Genomic DNA, 19,736 nt, shown 5'->3' with positions numbered 1-19,736 from the left:
AGATACGTTCTGTAATGCCCGATATTTATGCATTTTTATCAGTTTCTCTGGCTTTAAAATCTTCTCGAATTTGTTTCAGACGTGCTTTCCTTTCTGCTTCTGCATTTTGTATTTTACGTTTTTTCTGATCAATTTTCTTTTTATTTTTTTTCCTGTTTGCTTCGTTGTTTTTGCTCATATTATGGGTGCCGGATCATTTTATGGGTAAGAAATAGCTTCATCAAAAATACTAAAGATTAAGGGGGGAAACAATTTTAGTCGTCAAGTCTGATAAAATGTTTTAATTTTACTGTGTTATGGAAGAAAAATCAAAAGATCCTTTACACGGAAAAAGGCTGGATGCTATCCTTGAAGAACTGGTAGAGTACTACCAAGGTTTCGAAGGACTAGGCGAACAGATCAATATAAAATGCTTTACAGAGAATCCCAGTATAAGTTCTTCTCTGAAGTTTCTAAGAAAAACACCATGGGCAAGAACGAAAGTCGAGAGTTTATATCTCTTTGTCCTGAGACAAAAGAAAAGAGACGAAGGAAAGAAGAGCAGATAGAAATCTGAAATCATTTCAAAAACGTATATTTGTGTTATGAATCGTGAAAAGACTCACGAAAAAAAATAGAAAATATGACAATTGAAAACAATCATGTTGTAGCTGTAAAGTACATCCTTCACACTATTGAACCAGATGGGACTAAAATTCTTGTAGAAGAAACAACAGCAGAAAATCCACTTACATTTTTGTACGGTGTAGGAATGATGATTCCAAAATTTGAACAGAATATTCTTGGTTTACAAGCTGGTGATAAAGCTGCTTTTACCATTCAGCCGGAAGAAGCTTATGGTGAAAGACAGGCTGATGCTATTGCAGAATTACCGATTGATATGTTTAAAGAATCAGGAATTCCACCAGTGGGAGCGATCTTACCTTTATCTGATAATCAAGGGAACAATTTTCAGGCATTTGTGGTAGAAGTAACTCCAGAAGCTGTTGTCGCAGATCTTAACCACCCAATGGCTGGTAAAGTATTAGATTTCCAAGTGGAAGTTTTAAATACTCGCCCTGCAACAGAAGAGGAGTTGACACATGGTCACGCTCACGGAATTGACGGAACAGATACTCACTAAAAAATATTATAAATGTCTGGTTTTTATCGGACATTTTTTTGATCGTAAAAGATAAAAATAAGCCACAGAATTTTCTGTGGCTCATTTTTTATACAGTGTACAGCTTATGTATACTTAAGCTCTGTTGAAATATAGATAGAAGGGGTAGAAAATATATAATATTAATCTAAAAATTCTCCTGAAACATAATACCAGCGGTCATGCATTTTCTGGAAAAGAGAAAACTCGTGGTGAACTTGTGGATGACCGTCCTGATCTGTGTAATAAGCCTTAAACTCTACGTGATTTAAAGCAGGGGTTCTAATAATTTCAAGTTTTGTCCATTGATTGATTTCTCCCCATTCCTGGAGATCTCTTTTGTTGTGAAATTTTCGTTTTCCCGGAAGGGTAGTTTCCATCAGATATTCCCCGTTGGGGATGGCGAAAGCACAAAATCGGGAACGCATCAATGCTTCAGCTGTTGGAGCGTTCTTTTCTCCGGTATGATAGGGTTTGCAGCAATCTTCGTAAGGTTTTCCTGAACAGCAGAGACAGTTCATATATTGTTTTTAAAATTTTATTCCACAAAAATAATAAATATGAATAAAAATAATCTTTAGCCAAGTCACAAAAAAAGAAGCACTCTTAATAAAGAATGCTTCTCGTTGATTTATTTAATAAAACCTCTGTTTCTCAATAAAGGTTTGATATCCGGATCATGCCCTGTAAAATCTCTGAATGCCTGGTTCAGGTCTACAGAATTTCCTACAGAAAGAATATATTTTCTGAAACGATCTCCATTTTCTCTGGTTAATCCCCCATTTTTGCTTATCCATTCCCATGCATCATTGTCCAATGTTTCAGACCATAAGTAAGCGTAATATCCTGCAGAATATCCACCGCCCCAGATGTGAGCGAAATAAGGCGTATGGTATCTTGGCGGAACCGTTGCTAAGGTAAACCCATGGCTTGCCAAAGATTGTTTTTCAAAATCTAAAACAGGAATAAACTGGCTTTCGTTAGCAATTGTATGCCAGTCCATATCAAGCTCTGCTGCAGAAACCAATTCAGTAGTCATATAGCCTTGGTTGAAAGTAGCTGCTTTTTTAATCTTTTCTACTAAAGCTTGTGGAATAGGCTGTTTTGTCTGGTAATGTACCGCATAGTTCTTCAAAACAACAGGATCTAAAGCCCAATGCTCATTGATCTGTGAAGGAAATTCTACAAAGTCTCTCGGTACGTTGGTTCCTGAAAGAGAAGGGTATTTCTGGCTGGCAAACATTCCGTGGATAGAGTGACCAAATTCATGGAAAATTGTTGATACATCATCATAGCTGATTAATGAAGGTTTTCCCGGAGCTGGTTTTTGATAATTGTAACAGTTGACAATCACCGGTTTTGTCCCTAAAAGATAAGACTGCTCTACAAAGTTGCTCATCCATGCACCTCCGTTTTTAGAATCTCTTGTATAGAAATCCAGATAATAGATCGCAATAGATTTTCCATCATGATCGAATACTTCATACGTAACCACATCAGGATGATAAACAGGAAGGTCTGTTCTTTTTTTGAATGTAAGTCCGTAGAATTTTTCAGCAGCGAAGAAAACTCCCTTTTCAAGAACGGTTGTAATTTCGAAGTAAGGCTTTATTTCACTTTCATCAAGATCAAATTTTGCTTTTCTTACCTGTTCAGCATAGAAATTCCAGTCCCAAGGTTCTACTTTGAAGCCTCCTTTTTGCTGATCGATAAGATCCTGAATATCTTTTGCTTCTCTTCTTGCCGTTTCTACAGCAGGAGTAGCAATCTGGTTCATCAGTTTAGTGGCAGCTTCCGGAGTTTTTGCCATTTGATCCTGAAGTTTCCATTCTGCAAAATTCTTCTTACCTAAGATCTGAGCTTTCTTCAATCTTAGTTTAGCCAGTTTTTCAATAGTATCTCTTGTATCATTGGCATCTCCTTTTTCAGCTCTTGTCCATGAAGCTTTAAAGAGTTTTTCTCTTGTCGCTCTGTTTTTTAAGTTTTGTAAAAGAGGTTGCTGTGTGGTATTTTGTAAAGCAAGAAGGTATTTCCCAGGTTGTCCTGCAGTTTTAGCATCTGCCGCAGCGGCTGCAATTTCGTCAGTAGAAAGCCCGTCCAGTTCTTTTGCATCAGAGAAGAATACACCGCCTTGCTTTCTTGCTTCCAATAGTTTGTTGGAATATTGAGTAGAAAGGGAAGCCAATTCCTGATTGATCTGTTTCAGTTTTTCTTTGTCGGCAGCAGAAAGATTAGCACCGGCAATCTCAAAGTTCTGCTTGTAATATTGTACCAGTCTCTTACTTTCAGGATCAAGACCGTCTTCTTTGATCGATTTTATTCTTTTATAAAGATTTTCATTCAGGTACATTTTATCAGAATGTGCTGCAAAAATAGGAGCATATTCTTCATCCAGAGCCTGTAGCGTAGGATTGGTGTTGGCACTTGTAAGATTAGAGAACACGATCTGAGTTCTTTTCAGTACTTCACCACTTTTTTCCAATGCAACGATGGTATTTTCAAACGTAGGAGCAGCAGGGTTGTCTGCTATTTTTACGATTTCGGCCTCATGTTGTTTTAAACCAAAATCGAAAGCAGGCTTGAAATGCTCATTTTTGATTTTGTCGAATTCCGGAGCTTCGTACTGAAGCTTACTCTTCTTCATGAAAGGGTTTGAAGATAAAGAGGGATCAGGTGCAGGAAGCTCCTGTTGTGTATCGGTCTGTTTCATTGTAGTACAAGATTGGTTGAACGCCAAGGCAGAAATTAATAATACCGATGAAATATTCTTCATAAATATAGTTGTTATTAAACCATAAAGATATTAAAAACTTACCTCATAGAATCTATTTTGGGTGAGGTATTTCGCAAGAGAAAAAAGTAGGCAAATAATGGTAATGATTTAATAACTGACAGTTTTAAATTTGTACTGAAGGAAATGTAGTATTTTTAAGTGCGATGTAATATTTTTTATAAATTAGTTGTCATTTAAATAAGAAATCAAAAAGATAATATATAAAAGAAATAACTCATGAAAAAAAGAACTCTTTTTATTTTTTCAGCCTTTGTGCTATTGGCCTCATGTAATGATAAACATGAGAAAAGAAACGAAGAAAAAAGCAGCTGGGTAGAGAAGGTGGTTACCGCAGATAACGGACCGATGCAGCATAAAACAGTTACCGGAGATTTTAATGAAATTCAGGTTTCACAGGCTATAGAAGCGGAAGTAATAAAATCGGATGTAGAGAAAGTAGAGATTTCTGCCCCTCAAAATATCATCAACGAAATTCTTGTGGATAACGAAGGCGGTAAATTGCATATTCATTATAAGAGTGGTATCAGAGTGATGAACACCGCTAAGGTAACGGCAAAGATCTATGCTAAAGATTTTACTAAGCTTTTGGCAGATTCGGCGGCGAGCATTGATGTGAAAGATAAATTCACTCAGGAAAAAACAGGTATTGAGGTATCCAGTGCGGCGAGTATTTCTGGAAATCTGGAAGCTAATGATATGGATATCAATATAAGCAGCAGCAGTAATTTTACCGGAAAGGTATGGGCGGTGAACCTGGGAATTGAATCTTCATCAGGATCAAGTCTTGAGATTTCAGGGAAAGCAAAAAAGGCAGAGATCAGTGCTTCTTCGGGCAGCAGTATTTCTGGAAAAGAAGTTATTGTAGATCATGTGGAAGCTGATGCATCCAGTGGGGCAAGTATTCATGTAGCAGCCGTTTCCAGTGTTAAAGCAGAAGCATCTTCTGGTGGAAGTGTTACGATTTCCAAGAAAGGAGAGCTTACAAGCGTTACCAAAGACGAGAGCAGCGGTGGAAGTGTAACCATCCAATAAACTAATCCTGGGATTCTTCCTCATCTTCTTCTGTGGATGAGGAACCTTCCCAATTTCGGTTATCAAAATTAAGATTATCGTATGCCAATAATTCCTCCTCACGTTGGAGGATTTCTTTTGTGCTGAATAAAGCAATATCATCATCTTCCTTCATTTTTGCCAGCTTCCTGATCGATGCCTTATCAATCGCCATAAATCTCTGGCCAAGACGCCTTGCTGCATATTTTCTCATTCCGGTTTCGTGGAGTACATCAACAGCCATATCAACCGCAGTACCTAATGTTTCACGATAGATATGATTAATTCCGTTGTTGAGGTATTCATAAGCGTCAATTCTGTTTTTAGCCCTTACGAAAATCTTTACATCAGGGTAATGTTCACGGACAAGCTCAGCGATAAACATATTGTCGTCCGGATCATCAAGACATAGAACAAGGATTTCAGCATCTTCAATTCCGGCAGCTCTTAGAATCGGAATTCTGGTAGCATCTCCATAATATACTTTAAAACCATAGCTTCTCAATAGCTTTACACGATCTGAATCTCTGTCCAGAACAGTGGCCGATACTTTATTCGCTTTTAAAAGTCGCCCTACAGTACTTCCAAAATGCCCAAAACCGACAATGATAATCTTTTTTTGAGTGACATCACTGTCTAAAATATTAAAGTCGTGATCTTCTTCAGGAATTTCTTTGATAAATTTTGGGGTGATAAACTTGTCATTAACAATCAGAAGGATAGGAGTGATACACATGGTAATTGCTGTTACAGCCATGAGCTGGGCATTCAGTTCCGGGCTCAGAAGATAAAGGTCGGAGGCGTAGTTGATTAATACAAATGCAAATTCCCCTACCTGAGAAAGAGCAAATGCATAGAAAAGGCTTTGTGGAGTATCTATCCTGAAGAACTTTCCAATCGCATACAAAACAAAAAACTTCACAATCAGCACCGCAAAAACAGTACTGAATATAAATAAAGGATCTTTCTGAATAATATTAAAATTAATTGTTGAGCCTACACTTACAAAAAACACAGCTAACAGAAGCCCTTTGAATGGATTTATCTGTGCCTCCAGTTCATGCCGGAATTCACTGTTGGCAAGCATTACACCAGCCAGGAAAGCGCCCAATGCAGGAGAAAGCCCAATTACAACCATGAGTTCGGAAACGCCAATTACCAGAAATAGTGAAGATGCCGTTAACAGTTCCGCCATTCCCGATTTTGAAACATAGCGGAGAAAAGGGACAAATACATATCTTCCCAATAGAATCAGTAAAACAACTCCCAGAATTACGGTGCTTGCCTGTAACCATTCCGGTAACTTCTGGATGAGAATCTGAATTTCATTATCATGATGTTTCGCTTTATAATTAGCAATAATAGGAAGAATTGCCAGAATAGGAATCACCGAAATATCCTGAAACAGAAGTGTGGAAAATGAAGCTTCCCCTGCCGTTGTTTTGAGGTTGTTTTTTTCCTGTAGGGTTTGAAGAACAATGGCTGTAGAAGATAATGCAAAGCACATGGCAACAGCTACTGCTTTATCTATCTGCCATCCAACACTGATGAATACTGCGAATAACAGTGATATGGTGAGGAGCATCTGAGAAAGTCCCAATCCTATAATTTTTTTTCGCATTTCCCAGAATTTGCGGGGCTCCAGTTCCAATCCTACAATGAATAAAAGCATGATCACCCCAAACTCACTGGCGTGCATAATGTCGTTTACATTATTCCCGGTAAGTCTTAGAACATAAGGACCTATAATGATTCCTCCTAAAATATATCCGATCACAGAACTCAATCCAAATTTTCTGGCCAATGGAACCATAATAATGGCTACACCCAGAAAAATTAATGTGTTCATCGCTAAGCTGGATTCCATATGCTATTGATTGAGTAGTTCTGTAAATTCTTTTTTATGTAAAATAATTTCTTTTTTAGAAAGCTTGCTGGCTTCGTATACGATTTTAATATGCTTGATATCGGCTTTGAAAACCTTTAATGAAACAATCAATCCACTGATAAGTTCATCAATGGTATACTGATAAGTTCCTGTTTTGCTGAATGATCTTTCTTTTCCTCCCGTCGTAATAAGAATGTAGACTTCTTTTCCTTCCAATGGATTATATTCACCTTCTATAAGCCAGTCTCTATCAAAAACTTCATCAATCCATAATCTGAGGAGAGGAGGCATTCCGAACCATATCAATGGAAACTGAAAAATAAAACGGTCGTAGTTTTTAAGGCGTTTTCTTTCTCTGAAAGCTGCAATATGAAAATCAGGATATTCTTCGTAAAGATCTCTTAAGGTATAATGTTGATGGCGAACGTAGAAATTGATGAGCTCAACATTCGAATTGGAGTGCTCCAGATAAGGGTGCGCAAATACTACCAAGGTCTTCTTCATAATCCTGTTTTCAGTAAATATAGTGAAAAAATATTGAATAAAAGGTAGTTTTTGTAGGGTTTTGTTAATTTTTTAATATGTAAAATTGAATTTAATATTAATATTACACGAAGAATGGGTTTATTTTTGAGGTTTAGATAAAAATTTTAACTCAGATTTAGAGATCCTTTTGAATCGACTCTGTTTTGATGTTTTTTCTGAATATATAAAAATTGTAAATCAGGGCTAGAAGGTAAAGTGAAGAAGGGCTGTAAAGGATAAGCAATAGAGCGAGGTCACCTTCAGTATTTTGCAGAATTGTAATAATATGAACAGCTAAAGGGAATGCAAAGAATGAAGCGATACTTAGATACAAGCTTTTCCTCATCCATACAGCTAAGTTAAGAAACGCAGTTACAGAAGAAATAAAACAGCTTATAGAAATGAAAGACGCATAAAAAAACATGATATTTCGAGCCTGCGTGTTTTCAGATCCTCCTGAATCTCCTGAGATCAATAAAACAATCAATAAAGATAATCCCAGAGAAAATAAAAAGGAATATAGTAATCGTTTGAAAATTTCTTTCCCCATTTTTTAATTGGAAATAATTACGATTAATGAATAAGACTGAAAAGTAGAGTAGAAACAGTACTTCCTAAGAACAGTAAACTACCATCCTCCTGAAGCGCCTCCGCCTCCAAAACTTCCTCCGCCACCGAAGCCTCCAAATCCTCCGCCACCGCCGGAACTTCCACCACCAAAGCCTCCTCCTCCAAATCCACCAGGGAAAGGGAAAAATCCACCAGGATAGTTTCTGCGTCCTCTTCGGGTAATGATCACGTCATCGTCATCATCATTATTACCGCCACCACCGCCGCCGCCTCTGTTTCCAAAAAGAATAGCGATAATGATGAAGATAACAAAGGCAATGATAAGGACCTTTAATGCACTTCCGTTACCAGAAGGCGCTGTTGTGGCAACAGGTTTGAATTTCCCCTGAACAGCCTCCATAATAGCTGAGGTTCCTCCATTGATACCTTCATACCAAAGTCCTTTTTTGAAATTGGGAGTAACAATATAGTCAAGGATCTGTCCTGCTACTGAAGCGGTAAGGTATTGCTCTACAGCACGTCCCTGTTGGATAGACATGGTTCTGTCTTCCGTTGCAATAAGAAATACAACTCCGTTATCTACATCTTTTTTCCCGATTTTCCATTTTTCACCGAACATGGTTGCCAGGAAGTTCACATCTTCTCCTTTTGTAGATGGAATAATGATTACTTCAATTTCTGTAGAAGTAGAGTCGGCAAACTTAATGAGTTTATTATTCAGATCATTTTTTTCCTGTGGAGTAAGAAGATTGGCTTCATCAAAAACAGGATAAAGAACTGCTGGTTTTTCAGGAATAGTATACTGTGCTGATACAAAAGTGTAAAAGCAGAGCAGTAGAAATGAAAATACTATTTTAAGAGAACGTAATTTCATTCGGAAGTTGGTTTGGGTTTTCTCCTTTTACAGGAAAATGTTTTTTAAGTTCAAGGCCTGTTTCCAGGATCGCACTTTTCAATGCTTTGTAGTAATTGCCTTTGGCAAATTCAGCGGTAATATAATCATGGAGATGATTCCAATAGGATTGCTGTACTTTATCATGAATTCCGACATCTCCAATGATGGTAAGGTATTTTTTTTCAAAATTAACATGAAAAAGCACTGCATTTCTATCGGCAGTTTTATCCATACAGAGTTCCCGGAATACCTCAAATGCAGTTTTTGCAAGATGATCATCAGTATTGGAATCTATATGCACTCGGATCTCTCCCGTAGAATGATCTTCCGCAGACTGAATCGCTTCCACAAGGGAAGCGATCTGTTGATTTGTAAGGTAATTACCCATTGTTATTTGAATACATCAGGTGCTTTCTGAGCTCCTGCGTCAGCTTTGAAGTAAGGTTTTTCTTTAAAGTTGGTGAAGTTCGCCAAAATATTGTTTGGGAAAGTCTTGATAGAGGTATTGTAACTCTGAGCAGCATCGTTATAATAAACAGTTTCTGTTCTGATGCTGTTTTCAATAGCGGTATATTCTCTTTGGAAGTTGATATACTGTTGGTCTGCCTTTAAATTAGGATACGACTCTACGACTGCCATTAGTCTGCTCAACGCTCCGGATAATTCTCCCTGTGCTGCCTGAAACTTTGCAATGTCAGCATCAGTCATATTGGTTGGATCAATATTGATGGACGTTGCTTTAGAGCGCGCTTCAACGACTTGAGTTAAAGTTTCCTGTTCAAATTTTGAATACGATTTTACCGTTCTTTCAAGGTTAGGAATAAGATTGGCTCTTTTTTGATATACCGTTTCTACGTTGGACCATTTTGCGTTCACATTCTGTTCTTTATCTACAAAACTGTTATATCCGCTTTTTCCCCAGAAGAACAGACCAATAACAATAATAAGAAGAACAATACCAATGGTTCCTGCGCTTAGGCATCCTTTATTTTTCATAGTTTATTTTTTTTAATTTTTTGTGCTAATCAAATATACAAATTATGTGCTAATTTTGTAAAAAATTATATTTGAATGACAACAATAGTGGTGGCAATGGGAGAGAAAAATGAAATTGGTTTTGAAAACCAGATGCTTTGGCATCTTCCTAAAGATTTAAAACATTTTAAAGATATTACTTCAGGACATCCGGTGATTATGGGAAGAAAGACCTATGAGAGTATTGGTAGAGCACTTCCTAATCGTACTAATATTGTTGTTTCAACAAAAAAGGATTGGTTTGAAGAGGGTATTCTCATTGTAGGAAGTCTGAAAGAAGCAGTGAAATTTGCCAAAAAGATTGATGAAGAGATCTTTATTATCGGAGGGGGTAATATTTATGAGCAGACGATGGATATGGTAGACAAACTTGAAGTTACTTTAGTGAAAGCAGATCTTCAGGCAGATACTTTCTTTCCGAAAATAGATGGTAAGATCTGGAAAAAAACACACGAAATCTGCCATGAAAAAGACGAGAAAAACGGCTACGATTTCTGTTTTCAGACGTTTGAAAGAATTAAAAAAGAAGCATAAGTGTCAATAGTGAGTTTTTGCTTCGCAAAGTGAATCATGAATTTCTCACAGGTACGAAAATAAACAAGCGCAGCGAATTGACTATTCACCATTGACTTTTTGAACTTTAAGACCTAAATTTATTATCTTTGCACTTCTAAAATTTAATAATGAATAAATACATAAAAATTGCAGTAGCAGCAGTTCTTATCCTACTGGGACTTTATATGATGTTTTTTACAAGAAATCTTGGTTGGGGTATTGTGGTTTTTCTTCTTGCCGCATTTCCGATCCTGCTTTTCTTTAAAAATGAATATATTCTTCTGGCATTCTGGCAATTGAGAAAACAGAATATGGAGAAAGCTGCAGAGTGGTTAACAAAAATAACAGATTATAAAGGACAACTTCATAAAACTCAATATGGATACTTCCATTATTTATTAGGTTTAACACAAGCTCAGGATCACCCGACAAAAGTAGAACCTTTAATGAAGAAAGCATTGGAGTACGGTTTGAATATGAAGCACGACAGAGCGATGGCAACATTGAATCTTGCAGCAGCAGCTATTTCCAAAGGAAGAAAACAGGAAGGGCAAAAGCTACTGGAAGAAGCAAAAAGATTAGACAGCGCTGGGATGATGACCGATCAGATCAAAATGATGAAAGATCAGTTGAAAATGCCAACCATGCAGAAGCATATGCATAATCCTAATATGAGAAATAGAGGAAAATTCTTCTAGTCAGAAAAAATAAAAATAAAAAGCACCTGAGATAGGTGCTTTTTTTATATCTGTCATATCTTTTTTTACATTTCCGAATTATGATGATCGTAGCCATAGAACTTAGGCATCTGCCAGTGGTATTTTACTGCCAGAGTACGTATACCAACAATCAGTAAGATAGTGAAAATCTGGATGAAAGTATAAGAAAGCGGAGTGTATTTGGTCATCAGCAAAAATGCCGAGCCTCCCAATATACAAGCCGTTGCATAGATCTCCTTTCTGAAGATCAGCGGAATCCTGTTAAGCAATATATCCCGGATAATTCCACCAAAGCAACCTGTAATTGTCCCTAAAGCAATACAGATCATAGGGTGAATTCCTGCATTCAATCCTTTCTGAATACCAATAATTGTAAACAGACCCAAACCAAAACTGTCGAAAATAAAAAGGGTTACCTGAAAGTTTTTCTCCAGCGATTTGAATACCATGGAAAATACACTGGTAAGCAGAATGAGTGAACACATCAGAAGATCATGCATCCAGAATACCGGAATATCCAGCAATAAATCTCTTACAGTTCCTCCTCCCACGGAAGTTACAAAGGCAATGATAAGAACCCCGAACGGATCGAGCCGTTTCTGCATCGCTGCAAAACTTCCCGACATGGAAAACGCGATGGTCCCAAGGACTTCTATAGCAAAATTGAACTGTTCGTGCATATATTATGAATGATAAATAATAAATAATGAGCAATGAGTAATAAAAATTATGCCATTTAAATTTGAGATAATTTAAACTTATATGTAGTCATAACTTTTACGAGTTCTTCGCATTCTGATTTTAAATGTAAAATTTTTTCCGGATTTAAATATTGTAATTCTTCAATAATTTCAAGCCAAAGTTGAGTTTAACCAATTTCTTCGACTACTATGCACATTTTAGCGAATTTTTCTTTTCAGATCTTGCTCTGGATACTGCCCGGTAATTGGCAGCAACAGAGGTTGCTGATCTGATGATTTGTTTTCTTATTATTGAAATATCATCCGAAAAAGGTAATGAAGAAAGAGTCTTAATGATAGCGATGGAAAAGTTTTTGGTTCTTTCCCTGAAAATTTGGTTAAAATCTATTCTATCAAAATTATTCATTACTTATTGCTCATTACTAATATATTTATCTCTCTACTCTCACAGAATCCGGAACCATCAGTTCATATTCGCCGCCGTGAGTAATGATTTCTCTTACAATACTGCTGCTGATGAAAGATTTTCCAGAAGAGGTCAGTAAAAATACCGTTTCGAGTTTTTTATGAGCTAATGTTCTGTTGGTATGAGCAATGGCTTTTTCAAATTCAAAATCTGCAGGGTTTCTTAAACCTCTGATGATGTACTGTGCATTTTTTTCAAAACAGTAATCAACCGTTAAGCCCTCAAAGGAATCTACTTCCACGTTGGGAAATTCTGCTACAGAATTTTGAATGAATTCCATTCTTTTATCCAGAGGAAACATATATTTCTTTTGGGAATTCTGCCCAATGGCAATAATTAATTTATCAAATAGCGGTGCCGCTCTTTCTATAATATCGTAATGTCCCAAGGTAATAGGATCAAAAGATCCAGGGAAAACAGCAATTTTCATATCCTAGTTGTTTTCGTTAGATTTTTCATAAAACAGCCTTAGATTTTCAAGGTTTAGACTGCAGTTGTTATTTAGAACCTGATTGGAAGATAAATTTAAGATTAAATCATTTCTTCCTATAATTTTTGAATTTTTATACACTTTGTCGATGGGATGAAACTTAATCTTACTTTCAAAATTCCCACTATCATTTTTCTTTATTATTCCTGAAAATAATACCTGATTATCTAAAGAATTTATTTCAAAATAATTGGGTACTGTTTCATTATCGATGATCACATCATTTTTTTTGATGTAGTTGAAGCACTTTTTATCATCCAGAAAAATTTCGTTATCGGAAAACTTAACGTGCGTGGGCTCAAGTTTATTTTTAGGTAAATTCAATGCAAGTGTCCTGGCATCTTTTTGAGCGTATGCAAAGGAAGAAATAAATAATGAAATAGTAAGAAGTTTGATCATCCTCTTTATTTGTTAAGTGCTTTTTCCACTTCGTTACCGCAAAGATCCATAATAGAAATTCCGTAATGTTTGGCCTGTTGAGGAAGAATACTTGCAGGAGAGAATCCAGGGTTGGTATTCATTTCAAGCATATAGGGAATGCCATCCATTAAGATATATTCGCTTCTTGAAAATCCGCTCATTCCTAGTGAATTGTATGCTCTTTTGGCAATTTCTTCCACTCTTTTTGTGGTCTCTTCATCAATTCTTGCCGGGGTAATTTCCTCAGAAGCTCCTTCATACTTCGCTTCATAATCGAAGAATTCGTTGGTAGGAACAATCTCTGTAATTCCTAAAACAATGGTTTCTCCTTTAAAATCAATAACTCCTACGGAAACTTCCATTCCGTCTAAGAAACTTTCAATAAGAATTTCATCATCTTCTTTGAAAGCAACTTCTGTGGCAGCGATCAGTTCAGATTTATCTTTTACTTTTGAAATTCCCAGTGATGATCCGGACTGGTTAGGTTTTACGAAAAGAGGAAGTTTCAGTTCTGATACGATCTCTTCTACATTAATGGCTTCTCCTTTTCTTAAATAGATACTTTTAGCAGATGGGATACCATATTTTGACAATACAGCAAGAGTATCTTTCTTATTGAACGTAAGAGCGCTCTGATAGAAACCACATCCGGTATACTTTTGTCCGATTGCATCCCAATATGCCTGCAGAATACCATTTTCTCCAGGAGTTCCATGGATGATATTGAAGCATACATCAAACTTCAGCACTTCTCCGTTATCTAATGTAACAGAAAAATCACCTCTGTTGACGTCATATTTTTTGTCATTTTCGCCTAAAAAATACCACTCATCTTTAAGGACAACAACCTTATATACATCATATAGATTTCTGTCTAAAGAATCATAGATTAACTGTCCGCTTTTTAAAGAAACTACATATTCATCAGAATAGCCTCCCATTACTACGGCAACACATTTTTTGTTCATAACCATATAGTATCAATTAAGGCAAATTTAATCATTTTATGGAATGCAATAAGGGAAATCGGCAAATTTTAAAATCAAAAATGAAATGTGTTAAATAAAAAGCCCATTCTAAAATTATTAGCTATATTTGCCGTTATAATTAAAGTATTTTTAAGTATGCTTAAATCACTTTTCAATTGGAAAGTTTTACTGAATTTAGTAGTAGCCATCGGTGTTTTTGTAGGGCTGGTATGGCTCACATTCCGTTGGTTGGAATACCATACTAATCATGGTCAGGAAATTCCTGTGCCTAATGTTGTCAATAAATCCATACACGACGCTGTTAAAATATTGGATGATACAGGTTTGGAATATGAAGTAGACAGTGCCAATTATGACCCCAAATACAGACCTTTTCAGGTTCTTCAGATCTATCCTGCACCAGGTTCCCGTGTAAAAGACGGAAGAACGGTACGTCTTAGAGTAAATCCTAGAACATGGGCGCAGATTGCGGTTCCTGATGTTATCAATAAATATTCAGGCCTGGCTTTCCAGAGATTGGATCAGGTTGGTCTTAAAATCGGAGATACCATTTACGAACCGAGTATTCAGAAAGATGCTCTTCTAAGAATCTTATATAAAGGAAATGCAGTTAATCCGGGAACCCGTTTACCTAGATTCTCAGTAATTGACGTGGTGGTAGGATCCGGACCTATGAGAAATATTTCTATTCCTAATGTGGTAGGGCTTTCTGTAAAAGAAGCAAGAGCTGTTATTGCAAAAAGTATGTTTGAAGTAGGATTGGTAGAACATGAAGACGGAAGTAAGGACGAATCTGATATTATCTATTATCAGGATCCTGCTTCAGGAGATGTTCGTGATCAGGGAATGCAGATTGACCTTTGGGCAAGTAAGCGTACCCCTGCAGAACTTAGAGCAAAAGTAGAACAGCTGAATGCAATGTACCGTATGAAAGTAGATACAACATTGCCTCCGGTACGATATGAAGAAGTTCACAGTGAACCAGTTTATGATGCTCCGGTAGTTCCGCCTCCGGCTCCAAAGAAGGAAACCCCTAAGCCGGAAGTTCCTAAAACAGAAGCTCCGAAGACTCAGACTACTGCCGCTAAACCGGCAGCTTCAGCAACAGATAAGCCGAAGACGTCAGCAACAAATGGTACTCATACTGCCGGAACTGCAGCAAAACCAGCTAACTCAATAACGACACAACATCCAGCTCAGAATCCTAAGGCTAAGAAGGTCGTCGTAGAATAAAATTAGATTAATATTAAAAATAATGGCTTCAACTGCAAAATGTTGAAGCCTTTTGTGTAAAAAATATAAACAAATGTCAGAAGATAACGAAGATTTTTTAGATGAAGAATTATTAGATTCCAACAGTATCGAAAATATGGATATTGATGAGGAAAATAAAGGATTGTATGAACATCTCAATATCACTGTTGATCCTAAGCAGGAGCCATTAAGAATCGATAAGTTCCTTTTAATATACAGACAGAATTCTTCAAGAAATAAAATTTCACAGACCTGCCGGGCTGGGAACGTTATAGTGAATGGTGCCGCCGTAAAGCAGAATTACCGTGTAAAGCCTGGAGATCAGATCTCTGTATTGCTTGCTCACCCACCCAGAGCGAATGTTATTATTCCGCAGGATATCCCATTACATATTGTCTACGAAGACGATGATCTTGTTGTGGTAGATAAAGAAGCAGGAATGGTAGTGCATCCGGGACACGGGAACTGGGATGGAACCCTGGTGAATGCACTGGCATATCACTTTGAAAAGAATGGTCAAAAGTCTGATCTTGACAGAGTAGGTCTTGTTCACAGGATTGATAAAGATACTTCCGGATTGCTTGTTATTGCAAAGAATGAATATGCATTAAGCTTTTTGGCAAAACAGTTTTTTAACAGAACTACAAAAAGACTCTATTGGGCCTTTGTATGGGGAAATCCTCAGGAAGAAGAAGGAACAATAAGAGGACATATCGGAAGACATCCTAAAAACAGAATGCAGATGTCCGTATATGAGGACGGAAGTCAGGGAAAACACGCTGTTACCCATTATAAAGTCTTAGAAAGATTTAAATATATGACCTGGGTAGAATGTAAGCTTGAAACAGGAAGAACGCACCAGATCAGGGCACACTTCAAACATATTGGCCATACCCTGTTCAATGATGAAAGATATGAAGGCCATACGCCTTTGAGAGGGATAAATCTGCCAAAATATAAGCAGTTTATTAAAAATGTTTTTGAGATTTTACCAAGACATGCCCTCCATGCGCACACCCTAGGATTTATACACCCAACGACTAAAAAGGAATTATATTTTGAGAGCCCAATGCCCAAAGATATGGCGGATGCTGTAAAAAAATGGAGAAATTATTTGGAAAACTAAAAATATATTGAGAATTTTTTTATATTTGTTGAATTGAAATCAAGATTTGTTATGAGAAAACTATATGCTATCGTATGTTTAGCTCTTTTGTCAAATGCATACAAAGCACAAGAATCACTACCATACTATCAGCAATATCTTTTGGATGGTGAGTTCCTGTTCAACCCAGCTCAATACGGAAAAACAGATTACGTACAGCTCAACGCCAATTATCAACAACAATTTTCAAAATTCAGTAATTCTCCGAATGTACAGTCAATCGGGATTAATGCGAATATCTTTGATAGAGTAGGTGCTGGTATTTCCGTATTCAGAGACAGTAATGGTCCTATTTCTGCGGGAGGTATTACAGCGGGTGCTTCATATTTTATTCCTCTAAGTAGTGAAGGAGATAGAAAAGATCAATTCTCTTTCGGTACAAGTGTTAATTTTTATAACATGAATTTTGATTATTCAAAAATCAATACTGAAGAAGGGGGTGATCCATTATTAAGAGGTGACGAGAGCAACATCTTCATGGTATATGCTAACTTCGGTTTGGCTGCAACCTATAGAGGTTTATTCGGAGGGGTTTCCGTGAATGATATTGCATTAAGTAATGATGCTTCTATTGTAAACAACTACGAGCCTTCTCCAATTAAATTCTTCTTAAATTTAGGATATAACTGGAATATTGCTGACAATATTACGTTGGCACCATCAGCATTGATCAACCTGAATACCAACTCTACGAGAATGATCGACTGGAACCTAATGGCGACATTCTCTAATGATATCAATGCTTTCTCTTTTGGGGTAAGCTACAGAACAGTTCAGAACAGATTCGACAATCAGAACCTGAGCATTTCTCCAATTGTAAAAGTAAGATTCAACAAATTCATGATTGGAGCTACTTATAACCTTGGAATCTCTGATATTCAAAGCTATGGAGGAAACAGCTTCATGATTGGTCTTGGCTATAACTTCGATAACTTTATTAATGTTAGAGGATTTAGATATTAATCAATTTAATTTAAATAAATTTGAGCTCTGAATTTTTTCAGAGCTTTTTTTATGATATATATTCACATTCCGTTCTGTAAACAAAAGTGCAGCTACTGCAATTTCCACTTTTCAACATCTTTGAATTTTAAAGATGAAATGCTTCGTGCTATGAAGACCGAAATTGCGCTCCGAAAGAATGAACTGCAGAACAAAAACCTGAAATCCCTGTATTTTGGCGGTGGAACACCCTCCATCCTTTCTGTGGATGAAATTCACGCTTTGATTGATGAGGTACTGCAATATTTCAGTTTTGAAAACAATATAGAAATTACTCTGGAAGCCAATCCTGATGATCTGGATAAAAGCTTTCTGAAACAGCTTGCCGGAACACCTGTCAACAGACTTTCAATAGGAACTCAAAGCTTTTTTGAAGAAGATTTAAAATTGATGAACCGTGCTCACAACGCTTCCGAAGCGGAAAGTTCGATAAAACGCGCACAGGATTTTGGTTTTGAAAACCTGAGTATTGATTTAATTTACGGTTCACCTACTTCCAACCTTGAGATCTGGAAAGAAAATCTGAACAGAACAATCGCTCTGGAAGTTCCTCATATTTCGTCTTATGCTTTAACTGTTGAACCTAAGACTGCTCTGGAAAACTGGATTTCGAAAGGAAAAGTGAAAAGTCCGAAAGAAGAAGAACAAAACAGGGAATTTTATTATCTGTCAGACTTTTTGAAAGATAACGGCTTCGAACATTATGAAGTTTCCAACTTTGCAAAACCCGGATTTTACTCCAGACATAATTCTGCCTACTGGAAATATCAGGAGTATCTTGGGATTGGCCCTTCTGCACACTCTTATAACGGTTTCGATGTAAGAAGTTGGAATGTCGCCAATAATCAGCAATATATAAAGAAGCTTAATGACAAGCTGTTGGCGAAAGAAGAAGAAATTCTTTCTCAGGAAGATCAGTTTAATGAAATGATTATGATTGGTTTAAGAACAGTTTGGGGTGTTGATATTACCAGTTTGAAAACTAAATTTTCAGATAAAGTATTGGAGCATTTCCAGTCCGAAATACAAGCGAAAATAGAAGAAGGAATCTTAATTATTGAAAATGATCATTTAAAAATTCCTGAAAAGCATTGGTTTATGGCAGACGGAATTGCTTCAGATTTGTTTCTTGTATAATGGCTCTATATATACAAATGTGCCATAAAATTCACTATTTTTGTATAAAATTTCAGTTCATTTGAAAACTAAAAAACAAGATTATTCACATCTTTCACCTAACCAGCCTATCGGAATTTTCGACAGTGGGGTAGGAGGTCTTACCGTTGCCAAAGAGATTAAGAGACTTCTTCCCAACGAAGATCTGATCTATTTCGGAGATACCAAACACCTTCCTTATGGAGAAAAATCCAAAGAAGCTATTATTGAATACTCTACAAAGATTACCAATTTTCTATTAGAGCAAAATTGTAAAGCTATTGTGATTGCGTGTAATACTGCCACAGCGAATGCTCTGAATGAAGTGATGCAATCTGTTGCGGGAAGAGTTCCTGTGATAGACGTTATCAATCCTGTAGCTGAAAAAGTATCTTACGAGATTCATAATAATGTGGGAGTTATTGCAACTAAGGCAACTGTAAATTCCGGGTTGTATAAAAAAAGTATCCGTAAACATAATAAATGGATTAAAGTAGACGAACTGGCAACGCCATTATTGGTGCCCGCTATCGAAGAAGGCTTTAAAAATCATCCAATTACACATGCTATTATTTACAATTACTTAAGCAATAGTAAATTAAAAAATATTGAAACATTAATTCTGGGATGTACCCATTATCCTCTCTTAATAGATGAGATCAAGCAATATTATGGAAACAGGGTGCGTGTTATAGACTCTCCGAATATTGTGGCCAATCATCTGAAGATTATCCTTGATAAGTACAACCTTCTGAATGATAACAATCCAAAACCGAATTATCACTTCTATCTTTCGGATCTTACCAAGAACTTCGAGAAAATTTCCAAAAAGTTCTTTGGGAAAACCATAGATCTGGAATTTAAAGTATTATAAATTAAAAAGTCTGTCTCATAAGAAGCAGACTTTTTTATCATTTTTGCC

The 19,736-nt window shown here is 36.6% G+C and carries 24 protein-coding genes; 10 read left to right on the top strand and 14 right to left on the bottom strand.

The features are described 5' to 3' along the window. Positions 1–25 precede the first annotated feature (25 nt). Positions 26–178 carry a hypothetical protein gene (locus tag ACQ76T_RS21800; RefSeq protein WP_431345308.1) on the bottom strand — a complete coding sequence of 51 codons (153 nt, stop codon included), beginning with the start codon at positions 176–178 and terminating at the stop codon, positions 26–28. 118 nt (positions 179–296) lie between these two features. On the opposite strand from ACQ76T_RS21800, the gene ACQ76T_RS21795 reads away from it, so the two are divergent. After that, complete coding sequence (locus ACQ76T_RS21795) at positions 297–548, top strand: VF530 family DNA-binding protein (protein ID WP_431345307.1); 252 nt, start codon at positions 297–299, stop codon at positions 546–548. A 74-nt stretch (positions 549–622) separates the two neighbouring features. Continuing rightward, positions 623–1,123 (top strand): FKBP-type peptidyl-prolyl cis-trans isomerase, encoded by a 501-nt coding sequence (locus ACQ76T_RS21790; protein WP_431345306.1) that lies wholly within the window; start codon positions 623–625, stop codon positions 1,121–1,123. Between the two features lie 161 nt (positions 1,124–1,284). Here the strand turns inward: ACQ76T_RS21790 and ACQ76T_RS21785 are convergent, their stop codons facing one another. Both ACQ76T_RS21785 and ACQ76T_RS21780 read right to left on the bottom strand, forming a co-directional pair. After that, positions 1,285–1,662 carry a YchJ family protein gene (locus ACQ76T_RS21785; protein ID WP_431345305.1) on the bottom strand — a complete coding sequence of 126 codons (378 nt, stop codon included), beginning with the start codon at positions 1,660–1,662 and terminating at the stop codon, positions 1,285–1,287. Between the two features lie 110 nt (positions 1,663–1,772). Continuing rightward, complete coding sequence (locus tag ACQ76T_RS21780; RefSeq protein ID WP_431345304.1) at positions 1,773–3,914, bottom strand: M3 family metallopeptidase; 2,142 nt, start codon at positions 3,912–3,914, stop codon at positions 1,773–1,775. A 237-nt stretch (positions 3,915–4,151) separates the two neighbouring features. On the opposite strand from ACQ76T_RS21780, the gene ACQ76T_RS21775 reads away from it, so the two are divergent. Then, entirely contained in the window at positions 4,152–4,967 is an 816-nt protein-coding gene (locus ACQ76T_RS21775) for a GIN domain-containing protein (RefSeq protein WP_431345303.1), read from the top strand. A 1-nt stretch (position 4,968) separates the two neighbouring features. Here the strand turns inward: ACQ76T_RS21775 and ACQ76T_RS21770 are convergent, their stop codons facing one another. The 6 genes from ACQ76T_RS21770 to ACQ76T_RS21745 form a co-directional block, all read right to left on the bottom strand. Further along, positions 4,969–6,852, bottom strand: coding sequence for a monovalent cation:proton antiporter-2 (CPA2) family protein (locus ACQ76T_RS21770; protein ID WP_431345302.1), 1,884 nt, complete (start codon positions 6,850–6,852; stop codon positions 4,969–4,971). A 3-nt stretch (positions 6,853–6,855) separates the two neighbouring features. Further along, complete coding sequence (locus ACQ76T_RS21765; protein WP_431345301.1) at positions 6,856–7,377, bottom strand: NAD(P)H-dependent oxidoreductase; 522 nt, start codon at positions 7,375–7,377, stop codon at positions 6,856–6,858. A gap of 157 nt (positions 7,378–7,534) precedes the next feature. Beyond that, positions 7,535–7,948, bottom strand: a complete 414-nt coding sequence (locus ACQ76T_RS21760) for a hypothetical protein (protein WP_431345300.1) — start codon at positions 7,946–7,948, stop codon at positions 7,535–7,537. Between the two features lie 78 nt (positions 7,949–8,026). Beyond that, positions 8,027–8,842, bottom strand: coding sequence for a TPM domain-containing protein (locus tag ACQ76T_RS21755; RefSeq protein WP_431345299.1), 816 nt, complete (start codon positions 8,840–8,842; stop codon positions 8,027–8,029). Next, the gene (locus tag ACQ76T_RS21750) at positions 8,823–9,251 is read right to left on the bottom strand and encodes a TPM domain-containing protein (RefSeq protein ID WP_431345298.1); all 429 of its coding nucleotides are present in this window, start codon (positions 9,249–9,251) and stop codon (positions 8,823–8,825) included. The genes ACQ76T_RS21755 and ACQ76T_RS21750 overlap by 20 nt, the downstream gene beginning before the upstream one ends. A 2-nt stretch (positions 9,252–9,253) precedes the next feature. Then, a complete protein-coding gene (locus tag ACQ76T_RS21745; protein ID WP_431345297.1) occupies positions 9,254–9,859 on the bottom strand; it encodes a LemA family protein in 606 nt (201 codons plus the stop codon). 75 nt (positions 9,860–9,934) lie between these two features. Here ACQ76T_RS21745 and ACQ76T_RS21740 point away from each other — a divergent pair, with 75 nt between their 5' ends. Both ACQ76T_RS21740 and ACQ76T_RS21735 read left to right on the top strand, forming a co-directional pair. Continuing rightward, positions 9,935–10,432: a dihydrofolate reductase gene (locus ACQ76T_RS21740; RefSeq protein WP_431345296.1), complete on the top strand. Its 498-nt coding sequence runs from the start codon at positions 9,935–9,937 to the stop codon at positions 10,430–10,432. A gap of 149 nt (positions 10,433–10,581) precedes the next feature. Next, positions 10,582–11,151 (top strand): DUF2892 domain-containing protein, encoded by a 570-nt coding sequence (locus ACQ76T_RS21735; protein ID WP_431345295.1) that lies wholly within the window; start codon positions 10,582–10,584, stop codon positions 11,149–11,151. Positions 11,152–11,216: 65 nt separating this feature from the next. Here ACQ76T_RS21735 and ACQ76T_RS21730 read toward each other — a convergent pair whose 3' ends face one another. The 5 genes from ACQ76T_RS21730 to ACQ76T_RS21710 form a co-directional block, all read right to left on the bottom strand. Then, positions 11,217–11,852, bottom strand: a complete 636-nt coding sequence (locus ACQ76T_RS21730) for a trimeric intracellular cation channel family protein (protein ID WP_431345294.1) — start codon at positions 11,850–11,852, stop codon at positions 11,217–11,219. Positions 11,853–12,060: 208 nt separating this feature from the next. After that, on the bottom strand, positions 12,061–12,279 hold the full coding sequence (locus ACQ76T_RS21725) for a four helix bundle protein (RefSeq protein ID WP_431345293.1): 219 nt from the start codon (positions 12,277–12,279) through the stop codon (positions 12,061–12,063). A 25-nt stretch (positions 12,280–12,304) separates the two neighbouring features. Beyond that, entirely contained in the window at positions 12,305–12,769 is a 465-nt protein-coding gene (gene coaD / locus ACQ76T_RS21720; protein ID WP_047423933.1) for a pantetheine-phosphate adenylyltransferase, read from the bottom strand. Between the two features lie 3 nt (positions 12,770–12,772). Next, on the bottom strand, positions 12,773–13,228 hold the full coding sequence (locus ACQ76T_RS21715) for a hypothetical protein (protein ID WP_431345292.1): 456 nt from the start codon (positions 13,226–13,228) through the stop codon (positions 12,773–12,775). A gap of 5 nt (positions 13,229–13,233) precedes the next feature. Next, complete coding sequence (locus ACQ76T_RS21710) at positions 13,234–14,217, bottom strand: D-alanine--D-alanine ligase (RefSeq protein WP_431345291.1); 984 nt, start codon at positions 14,215–14,217, stop codon at positions 13,234–13,236. Between the two features lie 156 nt (positions 14,218–14,373). Between ACQ76T_RS21710 and ACQ76T_RS21705 the strand changes: the two genes are divergently transcribed. The 5 genes from ACQ76T_RS21705 (at position 14,374) to murI (ending at position 19,688) form a co-directional block, all read left to right on the top strand. Beyond that, positions 14,374–15,471, top strand: coding sequence for a PASTA domain-containing protein (locus ACQ76T_RS21705; protein WP_431345290.1), 1,098 nt, complete (start codon positions 14,374–14,376; stop codon positions 15,469–15,471). 73 nt (positions 15,472–15,544) lie between these two features. After that, positions 15,545–16,618 (top strand): RluA family pseudouridine synthase, encoded by a 1,074-nt coding sequence (locus tag ACQ76T_RS21700; RefSeq protein WP_431345289.1) that lies wholly within the window; start codon positions 15,545–15,547, stop codon positions 16,616–16,618. A gap of 51 nt (positions 16,619–16,669) precedes the next feature. Beyond that, positions 16,670–17,620, top strand: a complete 951-nt coding sequence (locus ACQ76T_RS21695; protein WP_431345288.1) for a PorP/SprF family type IX secretion system membrane protein — start codon at positions 16,670–16,672, stop codon at positions 17,618–17,620. Positions 17,621–17,671: 51 nt separating this feature from the next. Beyond that, the gene (hemW, locus tag ACQ76T_RS21690; protein WP_431345287.1) at positions 17,672–18,796 is read left to right on the top strand and encodes a radical SAM family heme chaperone HemW; all 1,125 of its coding nucleotides are present in this window, start codon (positions 17,672–17,674) and stop codon (positions 18,794–18,796) included. Between the two features lie 61 nt (positions 18,797–18,857). Then, complete coding sequence (gene murI / locus ACQ76T_RS21685) at positions 18,858–19,688, top strand: glutamate racemase (protein WP_431345286.1); 831 nt, start codon at positions 18,858–18,860, stop codon at positions 19,686–19,688. Positions 19,689–19,736 lie beyond the last annotated feature (48 nt).

This window comes from Chryseobacterium sp. JK1 (assembly GCF_050632815.1).
Classification (GTDB): Bacteria; Bacteroidota; Bacteroidia; order Flavobacteriales; family Weeksellaceae; genus Chryseobacterium.
The sequence above is the reverse complement of the archived record's forward strand: the minus strand, read 5'-3'. Positions and strand labels throughout refer to the sequence as shown.

Excerpts from the sequence above, each read along its gene's own strand:
- ACQ76T_RS21800 (WP_431345308.1), bottom strand. The coding sequence starts at position 178 with ATGAGCAAAAACAACGAAGCAAACAGGAAAAAAAATAAAAAGAAAATT.
- ACQ76T_RS21795 (WP_431345307.1), top strand. The coding sequence starts at position 297 with ATGGAAGAAAAATCAAAAGATCCTTTACACGGAAAAAGGCTGGATGCT.
- ACQ76T_RS21790 (WP_431345306.1), top strand. The coding sequence starts at position 623 with ATGACAATTGAAAACAATCATGTTGTAGCTGTAAAGTACATCCTTCAC.
- ACQ76T_RS21785 (WP_431345305.1), bottom strand. The coding sequence starts at position 1,662 with ATGAACTGTCTCTGCTGTTCAGGAAAACCTTACGAAGATTGCTGCAAA.
- ACQ76T_RS21780 (WP_431345304.1), bottom strand. The coding sequence starts at position 3,914 with ATGAAGAATATTTCATCGGTATTATTAATTTCTGCCTTGGCGTTCAAC.
- ACQ76T_RS21775 (WP_431345303.1), top strand. The coding sequence starts at position 4,152 with ATGAAAAAAAGAACTCTTTTTATTTTTTCAGCCTTTGTGCTATTGGCC.
- ACQ76T_RS21770 (WP_431345302.1), bottom strand. The coding sequence starts at position 6,852 with ATGGAATCCAGCTTAGCGATGAACACATTAATTTTTCTGGGTGTAGCC.
- ACQ76T_RS21765 (WP_431345301.1), bottom strand. The coding sequence starts at position 7,377 with ATGAAGAAGACCTTGGTAGTATTTGCGCACCCTTATCTGGAGCACTCC.
- ACQ76T_RS21760 (WP_431345300.1), bottom strand. The coding sequence starts at position 7,948 with ATGGGGAAAGAAATTTTCAAACGATTACTATATTCCTTTTTATTTTCT.
- ACQ76T_RS21755 (WP_431345299.1), bottom strand. The coding sequence starts at position 8,842 with ATGAAATTACGTTCTCTTAAAATAGTATTTTCATTTCTACTGCTCTGC.
- ACQ76T_RS21750 (WP_431345298.1), bottom strand. The coding sequence starts at position 9,251 with ATGGGTAATTACCTTACAAATCAACAGATCGCTTCCCTTGTGGAAGCG.
- ACQ76T_RS21745 (WP_431345297.1), bottom strand. The coding sequence starts at position 9,859 with ATGAAAAATAAAGGATGCCTAAGCGCAGGAACCATTGGTATTGTTCTT.
- ACQ76T_RS21740 (WP_431345296.1), top strand. The coding sequence starts at position 9,935 with ATGACAACAATAGTGGTGGCAATGGGAGAGAAAAATGAAATTGGTTTT.
- ACQ76T_RS21735 (WP_431345295.1), top strand. The coding sequence starts at position 10,582 with ATGAATAAATACATAAAAATTGCAGTAGCAGCAGTTCTTATCCTACTG.
- ACQ76T_RS21730 (WP_431345294.1), bottom strand. The coding sequence starts at position 11,852 with ATGCACGAACAGTTCAATTTTGCTATAGAAGTCCTTGGGACCATCGCG.
- ACQ76T_RS21725 (WP_431345293.1), bottom strand. The coding sequence starts at position 12,279 with ATGAATAATTTTGATAGAATAGATTTTAACCAAATTTTCAGGGAAAGA.
- coaD (WP_047423933.1), bottom strand. The coding sequence starts at position 12,769 with ATGAAAATTGCTGTTTTCCCTGGATCTTTTGATCCTATTACCTTGGGA.
- ACQ76T_RS21715 (WP_431345292.1), bottom strand. The coding sequence starts at position 13,228 with ATGATCAAACTTCTTACTATTTCATTATTTATTTCTTCCTTTGCATAC.
- ACQ76T_RS21710 (WP_431345291.1), bottom strand. The coding sequence starts at position 14,217 with ATGAACAAAAAATGTGTTGCCGTAGTAATGGGAGGCTATTCTGATGAA.
- ACQ76T_RS21705 (WP_431345290.1), top strand. The coding sequence starts at position 14,374 with ATGCTTAAATCACTTTTCAATTGGAAAGTTTTACTGAATTTAGTAGTA.
- ACQ76T_RS21700 (WP_431345289.1), top strand. The coding sequence starts at position 15,545 with ATGTCAGAAGATAACGAAGATTTTTTAGATGAAGAATTATTAGATTCC.
- ACQ76T_RS21695 (WP_431345288.1), top strand. The coding sequence starts at position 16,670 with ATGAGAAAACTATATGCTATCGTATGTTTAGCTCTTTTGTCAAATGCA.
- hemW (WP_431345287.1), top strand. The coding sequence starts at position 17,672 with ATGATATATATTCACATTCCGTTCTGTAAACAAAAGTGCAGCTACTGC.